Source organism: Mesorhizobium sp. M0563 (assembly GCF_040321065.1).
Lineage (GTDB): Bacteria > Pseudomonadota > Alphaproteobacteria > Rhizobiales > Rhizobiaceae > Mesorhizobium.
Map to the genome: position 1 here is coordinate 1 of NZ_JAMYQV010000033.1, position 14,695 is coordinate 14,695.

Here is a 14,695-nt window from a genome sequence, read left to right on the forward strand (position 1 = left end):
CCTGTCCCGGATGGTCGCACCATACGCCGAAAATCGCTCATCTCCAGCGGGGATCGGATGGCACCGTCATGATCATACCGGTTACGAACTCAATAGAGGCGTTGAACTCGAAGCTCAGGCGGGCTGTCAGGGCCAGGGGCCACTTCCCCAGCGATGATGCCGCAACCAAGCTGCTCTATCTGATCTTGAACCGATCAGAGAAAGAGTGAAAATGCCGCCACGTGAGTGGACCAAGGCCAAGGCCCAGATCGCCGTCGCCTTTGGCGAGCGCTTCATCCGGGCAATGGCGGCGTAATGTTCAACCGCCCGCCCGCACACGGAAATTCTGACACTCCCTGGATCTGGTCCCTTCACCACGCACAGTCTCTCGCCAAACCATCGCCGGTCCTTCCGGCTGCAAGAACCTATCACCCTTCTATTGGTCCGAACAACCCACCCGACACCTCCTGTCAGTTTGTCGGGTCCGCGACTCAGGCTTGTTAAATCAATCTCTCGTTTGGCCTCAGGCTAAATAGCTGAAAAGCAAGCACAGAATTTTTTCTTCGGCTCGATCATCCAAATTGGCGCGAGTTTTGCGGCGTTCGTTACAAGGCGGCGGGACCTGCCGACCGGCATTTATGTCGTGGGTGACGACGCGATCGATGGAAGAAGGAAGCAACATGTCAGGTCTGCGTCAGATCGCATTCTACGGCAAGTGTGGCACCGGCCAGGCCGGCAAGCCTTCCGCCCCATAGCCGGCCAACGTACCCCCGACCATTTTCTTCCTGCTGGCGTACAATGGCCGAGGTCTCCGTCGCGATGACCGGCCCCTTCGGCCTGTTGGCGATCCATAACAGAAAGAGGAAATATGTAGATGAGAAAAGTTGTTGCCGCCAAGCTTCATGGCATTACCGTGACCGATGCGGATCTGAACTACCACGGTTCGATAACTCTGGATCCAGATCACTGCAATGACGCGGGTATTCTCCCGCTGGAATTCGTCGAGATCTGGAACAGGGCTTCAGGCGCGCGAATCAGCACATACGTCATTTACGGTGAGAAGGGTTCTCGTTGCTGTGTGCTGAATGGAGCCGCTGCTCGAACCTGCCAGGTCGGAGATGAGATAATCGTTTGCTCCTCCGTGTATGTTGAGAAGCATAAGATCGCAGAGATGAAACCGCGACTGCTGACCTTCAACCGAGACAATTCTATCCGCGAACGCATGTTCTACGATGCTGGGGTCAGGGATGATGGAACGATGACGTTCGCCGTTCGCGAGGGCCCACCTGGCGGTAACGGCTGAAAGGTCCCGAGTCGGGCCAATCGCTGATGGCTCATGGGGTCGGGCTGGCTCTGAGGGATACCGCGGAGACCAGTCCTATTTAGTCCAGAGGCTCTTCGCGTTTCGCGCCCACAATAAAGCTGACCCCGCAACTCATTCCGAAGGACAATCTATGATGCAATTGGCGCTCATCTATGGCGGCCGGTCCGTTGAGCACGACTGGTCGATTGCGATGTACAATTACTTCGCTGACGTCCTTAACAATGCTCCCGACGCGGATATTTCACCGGTATGCATCTACTACATCTCCCGATTTGGGGACGTACTCAGGCTCGTACGGGAAGGGGATCGCCTTCCTAACCACGACGAGTTCGCAGCTCGCGCCGAGACGCATCCGCTTGCTTCTCTCGCTCACTTACTCAAGAGCGATGGCCTTTTCGTCTTTTCACTTCTTCAAGGCCAGGACGGAGAGGATGGCCAAATGCAGGCTCTTGCCCAATTCCACGACATTCCAGGTAGCTTTGGCGACAAAACTGCGGCCATGCTCTCAGCAGATAAATATCTGCAAGGCGTAGTTGCCAATCGACTTTGCCCTGAGTTGACTCCCATTCCGATGGTCCACGTCTCCCAAGACAATCTCGAAGCCGGCATCGCAGAGGCCATGCGGCATTTTGCTGGCCCGTGTGTCCTCAAACCGAACACGCTCGGAGGATCCTTCCTAACCGAGTGCACAGACGAGCTCTCAGAGGACGGCCTCCGTTCCTATTCCGAGCGGATCGCTCCGTATGACCCTTCGTTCTTGGTCCAGCAGCGAATTGTTGGAACAGAGTACACCTGCGGCGTCTTAATCGACCGCTATGAGATTACGGCGCTACCGGTCGCGCGGATCAACAATCCCTCGGGCTTCCTCGGGTATGATCAGAAGACGCAGAAAGGCAGTTACTCAGTTGAATTCGACGACGTAGAGAACACCCTTCAAACTCGTATTGCCTCGATTTCCACGCAGATTGCTCGGGAGTTCAAGCTCCACACATTCGGGCGCCTCGACTTCATCGTTGACGAGCAGCAGTGTGTTTACTTTTTCGAAGTCAACGTGGTGCCGGGTCTGACGGCAGGAAGTATCTTTCCCAAAATTCTTGCAAAAGCCGGCTTCGACCTCTACCACATCATTCGGCTAGCTGCCTCCAATGAGATGTATCAACGGCACCGAGAAGAGACTCGTAAGATCGAGACGAGCCGCATCCGCTACGGACTGCCATCAACAGTGGCATCCTAGTTCCCAATCTCGCCTCATGGAATGTTGCTATCAGTGCAGAAGACCAATGCTCCACCGCCATTCGCTCGGATAACGATCAAGCTCGACAATCTTGCCTGGAATTTGGACGAGTTCCGAACTCTTTGCCCTGGAGCTAGGTCAAGGCAGGCGCCTATGGAAACTGGGCTCGATGCAATTACTCGCCGCTTGACCTCACACGGTTGCGCAATTTTCTTCGTGGCCCATCTCCAGGAAGGAACTCAGTTCCGCAAAAGCGGTCGTGATTTTGCGGCATGGCTGGGACTTGTTCCCCGGCAATCTCATCGGGGGGCAAGAAAAGGCTCGGCAAGCTATCGAAGGCAGGACAAGCCGATATTCGCCGATTGCTGATCATCATCATCGGTGCAATGGTCCGCGTGAATTGGGCGAGCAGAAAGCCTCCGGCGCAGGGTTCCAGGCTGGCGCGGATGATAACGAGGAAGCCACGGATGTTGGTCGCGATGGCACTGGCGGACAAGATGGCCCGCAGAATGTGGGCCATGCTGACGAAACAAGAAGATTATCGAGATCCGGTGTTCACCGCCATGGCCTGACCTGTTGGTCAGCATGGACAGCGCATGATCGAACCGATCTGGATCGGGAAAACCAGCTGTTGCCTCGGTGCCTTCAAGCACGCACGTGAGATTTGGATCCGATCCGCAGATCACCATACCGGCCAGCGGCTTCGACAAGTGCCGCACTCAAAAGCCTGACGGAAGACCGCACTCGTTCACACGTTCAGAAATCAGAAACACCTTGCACAACGGACGGCAACCACAGAAGCAACACGACAACTCGAACCCTAGTCAATCTGTTGACCCGTCCAGAGGTCGATGCCTTGCTGGCCGCACCGGATCAATCGACCTGGTTCGAGCGGCGCGATCACGCGTTCCTCTATCTTTCCCTTTCGCCCGGCCTACGACCGCAGTCTTGAGATACTGACAGAAGAACCTCAACGCGGAGAAGGAAGGGGGTATTCTGTTTCCCAGCGCCAAGTGGTGAGTGCTCAGCGTTCATGGTGTTCAGATCTGCTGAACAAAGACCGCCAGGCCGCTTCTGCCATGTGCCCGTCACTGAATGGAAAGCGCGTCACCGTCATCATTTGAGGCACACGATGGCCATAGACCTCCTGGAGGCGGGTGTCGACCGATCGCCTGACGCGGTGGAGGCAGGGGACGTTTCGGATCGGGCGAAAGCTGCGCTTGGAAAAATTGCAGTGGTCAAGGATATCGCGAGCGGGCCGAAGCCTTCAAGGTGGTGTCAGCTGATCAGGATCAGGAGGTCAGCGGGAGGTCGCCACATTCAGGAAATCGCTCGAGGCACGTTTTGGCGAGGAAGGCAGCCGCAATATTGCTCGAGCGGCAGCATCCGCTAAGCCGTTTGAACCTCAGTCCGTGCCGAAATCCGAACAGGGCAGGTTGGATGAGGCCGCGGATTCGATTCTGCAGCCCGATCTGGAGAAGTCGCGCTTAGGCAACAGGCCGAAACTGAGCGTTTTGCAGCGCGACATATGTGGAACGTTCGCTCAGCGTGTCTAACTGGTCAACAAGAAGAGCCGTCAGGGCGAAGCGCCCCGCCGCAGGCAGGCGAGCATCCGTCGGGTCACGCACGATCGCGGCTAATGCCGCCACCTTCGCCGGGCCGGCCGCCGCGATGATGCCCAATTCGGACATATGAGCGCGCAAGGCGTTGATCGCTTGTGTTCTTTGGCGCAGAAGCAGAGCTCGCGTCCTCAGCATCATCGCCGCCGCTTGTTGCTCGGCCGACTTGAACGGCACAAAGCGCATGGTCTTGCGGATTACCGCCTCGCTGATCGCCTCGGCGTCGGCAGCATCGGTCTTGCCGCGTTTAACAAAGGGCTTAACGTAGGCAGGCGGGATCAACCGGACGTCATGGCCCGGCCTTCTTCTTGTCGATCCTTGCTGGAGCGATTGCAGGGTGCGGCTTGGCCTTGAATGATCCAGCCTGTCACGCCTCCGTCGGCGATATGCTGGAAAAGCGCGAGACCCGCTGAAGCGAACGCAGGAGCGCCGCATAGTCATGGGCTGACATTCAGCTTGCGCGAGATCGAGGCAGCAGTCTCGAAGGGGATCTCTCGGAGATGCGTGACGAGATAGGCCCGCGATGACGCTTTCCGCCCGCGAGAATGTCGCCTGCCGATCGTTGATCTTCTCGACAAAGGGCAAGGCGGTAGGTGACGTCTGGGGCCGCTTCCGGTCGGCTCATGCCTTCAATCGTCTATAGTTCCGCATGACCGCCTTAACAGCATCGTGGTCGATAGCTGCAACACTCCGATTCTCGCGCCCAACCATTGGCTCGGCTGCTACCAGGGCATTGATAATTGCTTCCTCCACGGCCTGCGCTGTCGCTTCGAAAAGGATGTCGAGCCTGTTGTTCGGCAGGAAAGCGAGGTCGCCTACTGCGGGCGCGGCCGCCGACTCACTCATGGTGAGGTTGGCGGTGGAGAAGGCAAGGCACAGGTCGCCGGAGCCGTCCCCAGATGGTGTGCCCGTACGACCGATGCCTAGGCCGGCGCGCCGGGCAAGTCGCTCCAATTGCGTTGGCATAAGGGGCGCATCGGTAGCCACGACGGCGATGATAGAGCCCTGTTCGCCGGCCCAAAGCCGATTGTCAGTGAGATGTTCGCCCACAGGAACGCCGAGAATTTTCAGCAGCGGGCGGATGCCAAAGTTCGCTTGTACAAGGCACCCGACGGTGTAGCTCGCTCCGAGTAGTTCAATGACGCGAGACGACGTTCCCGTGCCGCCTTTGAACTCGAAGCAGATCATTCCAGTTCCACCGCCGACATTCCCTTCGGCCAAGAAGCCGCTGGCCGCGGTATCGAGAGCCTCCGTCACGTGGGCGGACGTAACATGGAAGGCATCCATGTCGTTGAGGTAGGCGTCGCATGTTTCGCCCACCACAGGCAGCATGAACTTATAGGGTTCCACGCCCGTATCTGGCCTTCGGATCATCCACTGCAAAATCGACTGATGCACGGTTCCAAGACTATGGGTGTTCGTGATGCCGATAGGTCCCGTGAAATAGCCCGCCTCCTTGATCCAGTGCGTCCCGGTCATTTCACCGTTTCCATTAAGCGAGTGAAATCCCGCCCAAACCGGAGCCCGCAGGGGGCCGGTGCGGCCTCTTGGAAGAATGGTGGTAACCCCAGTACGCGCTGGTCCTCTGCCCGAAATTGACGAGTCGCTGACCACGGTCGAATAGCCCACTTCGATCCCGGCAACGTCGGTAATGGCGTTGAACGGGCCGGCCTTTCCGGGAAACGGTAATCCTAGATTTCGTGCCCGCGGCCTTTCTGAAGCGTGCGATGTCAAGTTCTGATTGGGTTCCATTAGGGTCCTCGTCGGTGGCTTGCGTCGGCCTTTTGTAGCGAAGAGGTGTCCATCGGAAGAGTCGCGCCAGTTCCTGGCGCCTCATTAGAGCGACCCATTCTATAGCTGGGCTCACCGCAATGGTGGGCTGATCCGCAATAATGGTGGTGAGGTAATCGGCGCTGTGTATCATTGGCGATGGTTCTGTCGCGAACTCCAAGGTCGGCCATGAACAGGGAGTTTTTGTCTGTCTATCAGGCAGTGAGGATTTCGAACTGCTCGGCGATTGAAGGTGGATTGTAGGGCGTACCTCACCTGTCGTTTGCGCATCATGTGGATCATCTCGATGCCGGATAAAATGGTTGTGGCGGTTGCCGCCGATTTGAAGCCAAGCATGGATAGGATCCGACGCTTGATGCGCCGGTGATCCTGCTTGATCCGGTGGTTAAGGTATTGGCTCTGTCGGATGTGGATCGGTTTCAGCGACCGTCGTGATCGATCCCGGAGCCGGCTTTCCTCATCGCGGAGGCATATCGCCGCGTGAGTGGTGCGGCTGCTGTCGATAACCATGTGCTCCGGTCGGCCATGGCGCGCAAGAGACTGATGAAAGAAGCGCTTCGCCGCCGATAGGTCGCGGTTTTCGCTGATGAAGAACTCCACCGTGTCGCCCACGCTGTCGATGGCGCGATAGGCATACATCCATCGTCCGCGGACCTTGCTGTAGGTCTCATCCATATGCCACCTGCCTGTGACAGATCGGTTGCGCCGGTTGAACCGCTCCAACAGTAGCGGCGAAAAGTGCACGACCCTGCGATGGACAGTCTGGATTTCGCCCGTCAACAGGGGTCGATGATGGGGATCGTGTGTCCGGCATAGTCGCATTCCATTGCAGCCCACCGTGGCCGACTTGCTGGCGATCATGGTCGCCGGGTCGCCAGCGCCAGCCTGTGAAGCAAGAAGAGCAATATCCCGACCATCGCCATAACGGCGATGGTCGGGATCATCCTTCAGGATGTAGGCAGCGATCCTCAAGCCCTCCGCATATTCCACATCGGGATGAGCAGCGGCATCTCTATGAGGCCGGTGAGCGTCTTGCGGCGCGCGATTGGCTGTACATATTGCCCCAGAAGAACGTAGCCGACATCGTCCCACCAAACCCTTTGCATCTTGCGGGCCAGGGCCTTGCGCTCTTCGAGCGTTTCGACATCCGCCCATTTGGCCCGAAGGGCCTCGTATTCGTCGTTCTTCGGCCAGCCGTAAAAGCTGCCCTTCTCGCCATTCAAGAAAAGGAAGTCTGCGGAGATCGGATCGCTCTCGATGGAATCAGAAGAGCTCGTGATGAAGATGCTCGAGCCGCCGTTCTCGACGGGGCCTTTGTTCTTCAATCGCGCAAGAACTCCGCTCCAGTCGCTCGGGGCAAGCTCGGCATTAACCCCAATCTTGCGCAGCTCGGCCGCGAGAAGCTGGGAGACATTGCTTCCTCCCGCCCAGTCCGTGGGCTGCAGGATGACGACCTTCTCGCCGGCATATCCAGCCTCCTGGAAGAGCTGCCTGGCTTTTTCGGGATCGCCGCCCTTCTTGTACCAACCCGTATTTTCGTCATTCGAATAAGGGGTAGTGTTTCCAAATATCGAAGTGAGGGTGTGGCCGTATTTTGGATCGGGAGCCATGACGCGCAGAAACGCTTCCTGGTCGACTAGGTGAAGCATCGCTCGGCGTGCCTTGATATTGTCGAACGGTTTCTGCAGGTGGTTCATGCGCAGCCACATGTTCCACCCCCCCTTGTCCAGGACCTGGAGTTCAAGATTGGGATCGCTCTCGATCGCTGAGTAAAAGTCGAAAGGTGGCGATGACAAGAAATCGACCTCACCCGCCTGCAAGGCCGAGAAAGCAGTCTGCTGATCGGAGATATTCTCCCAGATGACGCGGTCGACCTTGACGACCTTGCCGCCGCCCAATCCGTCGCTAGCTTCCTTGCGTGGTACATATTTCTCGTTGCGGTCATAGGTTAAGCTAGCACCCGGCTTGGCAAGGGCATCGTTAAACTTGAACGGCCCCGATCCGATGTTCGCGGTCACCTGCTCGGTTGCGGGGCGATCCGCATCCTTTTCGCGCATGATAAATAGCGGGTACGCCGAGATTTCCGCCAGCCGATCGATCAGAAGCCCGAGCGGCTCCTTAAGCGCGATGGTGAAGGTCTTGTCATCCTTCTTCGAGATATCCCTGGCCCGCTCCATAACCAGTTGCCCGCCGGAAGTCTGGCCCCAGCGACGAATCGAGGCCACACAGTCCGCCGCGGTGACGGGGATACCGTCGTGCCAGCCCAGGCCGTCCCGCAACTCGAACGTATAGGTCTTCTTGTCATCGGAAACCCCCCACTTCCCCACCATTTGCGGCTGCGGCAAAATCTTGGAGTCGAGCCCAAACAGGGTGTCGTAAATCGCCACGGCGTGGTTGTAGGTGGGTGTAGACGTCGTATTGTACGGATCGAAGATGGTGGGATTTAACATCACCATCCGCACCGTCCCGGCTGGCGCCGTCTGAGCGCGCAGGACCGACGGGATCGATAGAGCCGCTCCCGCGGCGATACCCGCTTTGAACAAGTTGCGCCGAGAAATTGTCATCTGTTGGTTCCCCTTTTTGGCCACTGTTGCAGTTAATCTGCGCATAGCGAACTCGAGCGAAGTATTCGTCTCCCATTGCCTGTTCGAAGAACTCGATGTTAGCATTTGGGTAGAAGGGTTTTCGCCAAAATACGTCGGCTACTGAAACACGGACTGCATCAAGCATCGCCGTTTGAAATGTCGCACTTCCGCCGGCCTGCGCCACGGAGTGTAATCGCCGTCTCATGACGGAGTGTGGCGCGATTAACCAGCGTCACCTATGTCAATTGCAGGTTCTAGCGAGACGTCATTCATACGGCAGACTGACTGGCGCTCACATATCGAAAGCTTACCCGCAACGCCTTGGGCCCAGCGCTATCGTCCCCCGGTTATCTGCTAGAGCACGTCCGGCTTAATCCGGATCATATCCTGCGGCCTTGAAGTAGTTTTCGCACTCGGCCGGTGAGAACAGGTCGACGATCGAACCGACGGCATCCCACAGGGCCTTGATGGTTCGCTCTGCTTTGGCGCGCAGAAGCGCCTTGAGCTTTGAGAAGGCGTTCTCGATCGGGTTGAAGTCGGGGCTGTATGGCGGCAGCAAGCTGAGTGTCGCGCCGGCCTGCTCGATCGCGCCGCGGACACCTGCCGCCTTGTGCGCCGGCAGGTTGATGGGGTTGTCTAATCGCCGCTGGGACGTCAAGCATGTAATTGCGTCGAGACGACGCTGCCGGGTGCATGGTTGTCTTCGCGGTCGACATCAGTCGCCGCATGATGGAGCTCCGCGGACGAGCCTTCAATGTGGACGACGCACTTTGCTGAGACAGCGGTGCAACCCCATCAGCGGAATGGCTCGGCTCACGTCCCGGCAGGGACGTCTCAGGCGCTCAGGTCCTGAACGCTATTCGCAAGATTTCATGCTGTGGCGCCTGCATTTCGATCAAAGAACTCACCGGTCTTGAGCATCGAATGCATTATCACCGCCAGTTTGCGCGCCACAGCCACGGCAGCTCGTTTGAAGCCAACCCTCTCCCGGAGCTTGAGGCCCACGTGCGCAGGCTGCTGTCGATCGAGCTGCGTGTCAGGATGACCGCCGCAGCCTCATAGAGAAGTCCCCGCAAATGTCGATCGCCGAGTCGGGATATATGGCCGTCATAATCGACTTCTCCCGATTGGTAGCGGCGAGTTGTCAGGCCGATCCAAGCGGCAACAGAGCGGGACTTCTTGAAGTTGCCCGGATCTTCAATGGCAGTGGCGAAAGAGGTTGCGGTAATGGCGCCGATGCCGGGGATCGACATGAGTATGCGGCATGCTTGGCTTTGACGTGCATCTGCGACAAGCTGGCGCCCAAGCTCGGCGGCACGGATGCGAATGCTGCGCCAGGCTTCCAACATCGGTAGGACGACAGGAGCAAGCTCGCACTGATCGATAAGAAGGCTCCGGACATTCTTTTCGAATGTAGTTCCCTTACCGGCGGGAACGAGCAAGCCGAACGTTTTCATGATCCCTCGGATCTGGTTGGAAAGCTCGACGGTGATCCGGACCAGCCGAGTGCGTGCTGCCACGAGCGTGCGGGTCAACATACTGTCGAAGCCTTTCACGCGCACCTCGCGAAAGAATCCTGCTTCAGCAAGACGCGCCAAACCATCGGCGTCATTCGCATCCGTCTTGTTCGCCGCCATATCGAGAGCGGCTTTGGCATGGCGCGCATCGATGCAGATGGCTGGCAATCCCTCGGCGCGCAGCGCATGATAGAACCAAACTGACAGCGGGCCGGTTTCGAACACGACGCGCTTTGCGGCCGGCGCCCGCTTGCGGACAAGCTCGGCAATGATCCTGGGATCAGATGCGCACTTCCCGCGCCAGATCCGTTCGCCTTCACGGCGGATCGACACTGCCGTCTCTTCATCGACACGTCGAGACCGATATGTTCTTCCATGGCTGTTCTCCGTTGATGCTGGGCCCGGCGTCCAGTCGTGAGCCCGTATTTCATCTTATCGGGGAACAGCCACCCTCCAAGGCTATGATCGGTTCCAGGGCGCGTCGCTCCCGCGATTACCCCATGTGGACGCCCCCTGACGGCATCGCTGTGCCAAAGTGGTGTCGTTGATCATCACTTGAACGGAGGCGTCCATGTCGGAAGTTAGCATGATCGGGTTGGATCTAGCGAAGAACGTGTTCCAGGTGCACGGTGCAGATGCATCGGGAGCTATCCTGTTTAGAAAGAAGCTTCGCCGCGATCAGATGCTTAAATTCTTTGATGCGCAGCCGGCTTGCACGGTTGCCATGGAGGCCTGCGGCAGCAGCCATTACTGGGCGCGGGAGATCACGAAGCTGGGACATAACGTCCGGCTGATCGCTCCGGGCTACGTCAAGCCTTTCGTGAAGAGGCAGAAGAACGATGCCGCCGATGCGGAGGCGATCTGCGAAGCTGCGCAACGGCCGACGATGCGTTTTGTGGCAGCCAAGAGTGAGGAACAACAGGCTGCGGCGATGGTGTTTCGCGCTCGCGATCTTCTGGTGCGCCAGCGGACCCAGACCATCAATGCGATACGTGGCCATCTTGCCGAATTCGGGCTGGTGGCCGCGCAGGGCCTTTTCCATGTGGCCAAGCTTGTAACGGCGATCGAGGATCATGGCTCCGCCATCCCACAGGCCGCCCGTCCGATCCTGTGTCTGTTCGTGGAACAGTTGCGCTCGCTGGATGAGAGGGTGGCTGTGCTCGACCGCGAGATCGCCCGGCGCGCCAGGGAGGACGCGGAATCGAAACGACTGATGACTATCCCGGGGATAGGATCGATCACCGCGACTGCTCTCGCCGCTCTGGCTCCGTCGGCTCAGACCTTCAAAAGGGGGCGTGATTTTGCGGCTTGGCTGGGGCTCACTCCGTTGCAGCGTTCCACGGGCGGGAAGCAGAAGCTTGGCGAGACGTCCCGCATGGGCGAACGAACTCTGCGCCGCCTGCTCATTATAGGAGCCAGTGCTGCCGTGCGCTGGGCGATGCGGAAGGGGAAATCTGCGGACCCATGGCTCATGCGCATGCTGGACCGTAAGCCGCCCATGTTGGTGATCGTCGCGCTTGCCAACAAGACGGCACGCATCGTCTGGGCATTGATGGCGAAAGGCGGAACCTATCGGGCTCCGGCCGTGGCGGGTTAGTTCCGCTCGGCCGGAAGGCCTCGAAAGTGTGAGAAGGTCAAACGGAGAGTATGGCGCAACGGTCAACGAGGCGGGATCGGGAAAACCAGATCATGGATACGTGCCTTGAGCACGCGAGATTGAATTGGACCCGCTCCGCGAACTCCCATACGGGCCCGCGGCATGTGGAACGCCGCATCAGAGGCCGGACACATGTCAGCACCCGACCACGCTCCTCATTCTTCATATAAGATTCTTCTTGCGCTGACGGGGGCGTCCACACATGTCCATGATGACGATGTCGCCCGGCTTCAGGGTCGGGACGAGGATCTGCTCGACATAGGCGAGGAAGACGGCGCCGTTCATAGCACCATCATAGACGAACGGCGCGGTCGTGCCGGTAAGGCGCAGCGCCCCGGTGAAGGTGGTGGTCTTCCAGTGGCCATGAGGCACGGCGGCCCGGCAACGCTCGCCGCGTGGGGCGCGGCCCCGCAGCCGCGCCATCTTGGTCGACAGTCCGGGGTGAGTAGGCCGGAGGGATTTCACCTGCCGGCCTCTCGCAGAACGGTGCGTGAACCTCTCGATTCACACCGCTCCCATCAGGCAAACGTATTCGTTCCGAACGCCTTCCAGTGCACGAACAGTCCTGGGTTTTCCCGCGCCAGCTTTCTCACGAAGAGGCTGGCACGCGTCTTATGGGACTGAAAGCGCTTGAACTTACGCATGATCCACGCCCTGAGCTTCCGGTTGACGTAATCAGCCAGAGTGGACAGGGCCGAACGGCTGTAGCGGCCATAATAGGCTATCCATCCGCGAAGGAGTGGATTGAGCTGTTGGGCGATTTCAGCCAGCGTCCCCGGCGTCTGCCGCGGGATGTTCAAGCTTTTGATCGTGGCCCGCATCGACTTCATTGCCGTTGGGCTGGCCGCAGGCGTGTAACCACAGAAGAACTCATCTCGCTGTGTGTTCGCCACGCGTCGCGGCCGGAACTGATACCCGAGGAAGTCGAACACGACATTCGGGTATTCCCCCCTACGCCTTTGGTCTTTGCAATAGACGATCTTGGTCTTTGTCGGATGCATTTGAAGCCCGCATGCTGCCAGTCGAGCACCAAGCTCCGCCTTGAGGGCTTCTGCCTGCTGCTCATTCCGGCAATGCACAAGACCATCGTCCGCATATCGACACCATGGAAGGTCAGGATGCGTCCGGGTCATCCACAGATCAAATGCATAGTGCATGAAGAGATTCGACAAGATCGGGCTGACAACGCCCCCTTGCGGGGTACCGCGTGTGCGCTCGACGACTTCCCCGTTCTTCTCCATCGGCGCTGCCAGCCATCTTTCGATGTAGAGCAGAGCCCACTTGCATGTGACGTGCTTCCTGACCGCCTTCAGCAGGAGATCGTGCGGAAGATTGTCAAACAGCCCTTTGACGTCGAATTCCAGAACCCAGTCATGCTTCCAGCATCGCTGCCGCGTGACGCCAACTGCATCCAGAGCCGACTTTCCCGGCCTGTAGCCGTAGGAGTCTGGAAGAAAGAGGGAGTCCAGATCCGGCTCAATCATCTGCTTGACCACCATCTGTGCGATCCGATCGCTGACGGTGGGCACACCCAAAACCCTTTCGCCCCCACTCTTCTTCGGAATGGAGACAGCGCGAACCGGCGGCGGGAAGTACGTCCCTGAGGACATCCGATTCCAGACCTTGTAGAGGTTTCCTGCAAGGTCCTTCTCGAACATCTCCAGGGTCTGCCCGTCCACCCCGGCTGCGCCCTGGTTGGCTTTGACCGCTTTGTAAGCTTCGTACACTTGTCGTTTCGCAATTCGAAACGGCTTGTCTGTCGTATCTTCCGAAGTCATCCTGTTTCCAGTTGTTCCAAACAATACGACCACCTGATCCGGCCCCTTTGCTCCGGCCCCATTACAGGGCCTTCAACGCTCATACGGGCCGGTCCGCCCCAGTCTCCTGCATCGGTACTCTCGCCTTGCGGTTTGGCCCGCTTGAGCTTCTCCCTTTGCATCAGGAGCCTGGTTCCTGCAGTTCCGCGCGAATGCCTGTGTCCGACTCACGCCCCCTCAACGCCGGTCGCCGCCCGCCCTGTCATCAGGCACCCGGCGGACTTGTCCCAGGATGACGAGACGGTCCTGGTTTCGGCGACACTTACGTTCATAACGACGCGTCTTCGAAGGGTTCACTTTCGTTCGTCTTTCGGACACCCACCTGCTCGGATCTCGTCCGAACTTTTCATCCAACGCTCACCACCACGGCTCTTTACCGCAGCAGCTTGGACTGGTTTGAGACCTGCTCCTGAAAGCCGATCCCGGAGGGCCGTCCCCCATCATTCACGCAGCTTTACGCTACGGTCTTAGTTCATGTTGAACTCCTTCCGCTGCTCTGCAGCACACTCTCATCAATGAAGACGAGCCGGGCAGGATCGAGATCGAGCTGGCCATCGAACCAAGCGCGGCGGCGCTTCAGGATGTCTGGACGGTCCTGCTCCAGTGCATGTGCGGACTTTTTTTGAACGTCCAGCCGCGCCTGCAAAGCCAAGCGCTCAATGCGCTGCGTCCGATACGTGCCGACCGCTCGGTCGCAAGCCGCTCGACCATCTCGTTCAGTGTGATGTCCTTGCGCTCCTCGATCAGCCCGACGATGAAGGCTTCATGCGCATCGAGGCTTGAACCTCGCCGCCAACCCTGCGGCCGAGGCGTTCGCTCGCCGATCTTGGCGCGCGCGACCCAACGGATCGCAGCCGATATCCCGACCCCGTGAACCGGGCTGCCACCTGCCGCGCGGACATGTCCTCGCTCGAAGCCCTCAACACCCGCCACCGAAGATCGCCGCTCAGTGCTCTTGCCATCGTCCACCTCTTCAAAGTGGACGTTGAATCAGCCGGCCAAGCCTGTGTCACCTCACAATGATTCATCGATCGCCGGATATGCTCTAGGTTGACTCCGAGATGCCGCGCCGTGTGGTCGCGCGTATCGGTTCCTCGCAGCGACCAACGCGCAATGTCCCGCAGTCTACCGCCGAGGGCGACATCGGGCCGGCTGACGGCGGTCGCTGCCGC

Annotated in this window: 6 protein-coding genes and 8 pseudogenes; 5 read left to right on the forward strand and 9 right to left on the reverse strand. The window is 58.6% G+C overall.

Features of this window, described 5'->3' with window-relative positions; all coding sequences use genetic code 11:
* The 4 genes and pseudogenes from NKI50_RS28480 to NKI50_RS28495 all read left to right on the forward strand — a co-directional run.
* Positions 1–295, forward strand: a pseudogene (locus tag NKI50_RS28480) (transposase); the annotation flags it as partial.
* 558 nt (positions 296–853) lie between these two features.
* Positions 854–1,282, forward strand: a complete 429-nt coding sequence (gene panD, locus NKI50_RS28485; RefSeq protein WP_352718308.1) for an aspartate 1-decarboxylase — start codon at positions 854–856, stop codon at positions 1,280–1,282.
* Positions 1,283–1,433: 151 nt separating this feature from the next.
* Entirely contained in the window at positions 1,434–2,537 is a 1,104-nt protein-coding gene (locus tag NKI50_RS28490; RefSeq protein ID WP_352718310.1) for a D-alanine--D-alanine ligase family protein, read from the forward strand.
* A 249-nt stretch (positions 2,538–2,786) separates the two neighbouring features.
* Positions 2,787–3,109 (forward strand): annotated as a pseudogene (locus NKI50_RS28495) (transposase); the annotation flags it as partial.
* 1,091 nt (positions 3,110–4,200) lie between these two features.
* Here the strand turns inward: NKI50_RS28495 and NKI50_RS28500 are convergent.
* From NKI50_RS28500 to NKI50_RS28525, 6 genes and pseudogenes are all read right to left on the reverse strand, one after another.
* Positions 4,201–4,453 (reverse strand): annotated as a pseudogene (locus NKI50_RS28500) (IS110 family transposase); the annotation flags it as partial.
* 324 nt (positions 4,454–4,777) lie between these two features.
* Positions 4,778–5,890, reverse strand: a complete 1,113-nt coding sequence (locus NKI50_RS28505) for a DmpA family aminopeptidase (RefSeq protein ID WP_352718347.1) — start codon at positions 5,888–5,890, stop codon at positions 4,778–4,780.
* 251 nt (positions 5,891–6,141) lie between these two features.
* Positions 6,142–6,709: pseudogene (locus NKI50_RS28510) on the reverse strand (IS6 family transposase); the annotation flags it as partial.
* 206 nt (positions 6,710–6,915) lie between these two features.
* Positions 6,916–8,511: an ABC transporter substrate-binding protein gene (locus NKI50_RS28515; RefSeq protein WP_352718312.1), complete on the reverse strand. Its 1,596-nt coding sequence runs from the start codon at positions 8,509–8,511 to the stop codon at positions 6,916–6,918.
* A gap of 391 nt (positions 8,512–8,902) precedes the next feature.
* Positions 8,903–9,157 (reverse strand): annotated as a pseudogene (locus NKI50_RS28520) (transposase); the annotation flags it as partial.
* Positions 9,158–9,402: 245 nt separating this feature from the next.
* Positions 9,403–10,426 (reverse strand): annotated as a pseudogene (locus tag NKI50_RS28525) (IS110 family RNA-guided transposase).
* 194 nt (positions 10,427–10,620) lie between these two features.
* Here NKI50_RS28525 and NKI50_RS28530 point away from each other — a divergent pair.
* The gene (locus tag NKI50_RS28530) at positions 10,621–11,646 is read left to right on the forward strand and encodes an IS110 family RNA-guided transposase (RefSeq protein ID WP_352718314.1); all 1,026 of its coding nucleotides are present in this window, start codon (positions 10,621–10,623) and stop codon (positions 11,644–11,646) included.
* A gap of 264 nt (positions 11,647–11,910) precedes the next feature.
* On the opposite strand, the pseudogene NKI50_RS28535 reads toward NKI50_RS28530, so the two are convergent.
* From NKI50_RS28535 to NKI50_RS28545, 3 genes and pseudogenes are all read right to left on the reverse strand, one after another.
* A pseudogene (locus tag NKI50_RS28535) lies at positions 11,911–12,144 on the reverse strand (transposase); the annotation flags it as partial.
* Between the two features lie 80 nt (positions 12,145–12,224).
* Positions 12,225–13,484: a group II intron reverse transcriptase/maturase gene (ltrA, locus tag NKI50_RS28540; RefSeq protein WP_352718316.1), complete on the reverse strand. Its 1,260-nt coding sequence runs from the start codon at positions 13,482–13,484 to the stop codon at positions 12,225–12,227.
* 532 nt (positions 13,485–14,016) lie between these two features.
* A pseudogene (locus NKI50_RS28545) lies at positions 14,017–14,485 on the reverse strand (transposase); the annotation flags it as partial.
* Positions 14,486–14,695 lie beyond the last annotated feature (210 nt).

Coding starts and splice junctions, on each gene's coding strand:
- panD (WP_352718308.1), top strand. CDS start 854: ATGAGAAAAGTTGTTGCCGCCAAGCTTCATGGCATTACCGTGACCGAT.
- NKI50_RS28490 (WP_352718310.1), top strand. CDS start 1,434: ATGATGCAATTGGCGCTCATCTATGGCGGCCGGTCCGTTGAGCACGAC.
- NKI50_RS28515 (WP_352718312.1), bottom strand. CDS start 8,511: ATGACAATTTCTCGGCGCAACTTGTTCAAAGCGGGTATCGCCGCGGGA.
- NKI50_RS28530 (WP_352718314.1), top strand. CDS start 10,621: ATGTCGGAAGTTAGCATGATCGGGTTGGATCTAGCGAAGAACGTGTTC.
- ltrA (WP_352718316.1), bottom strand. CDS start 13,484: ATGACTTCGGAAGATACGACAGACAAGCCGTTTCGAATTGCGAAACGA.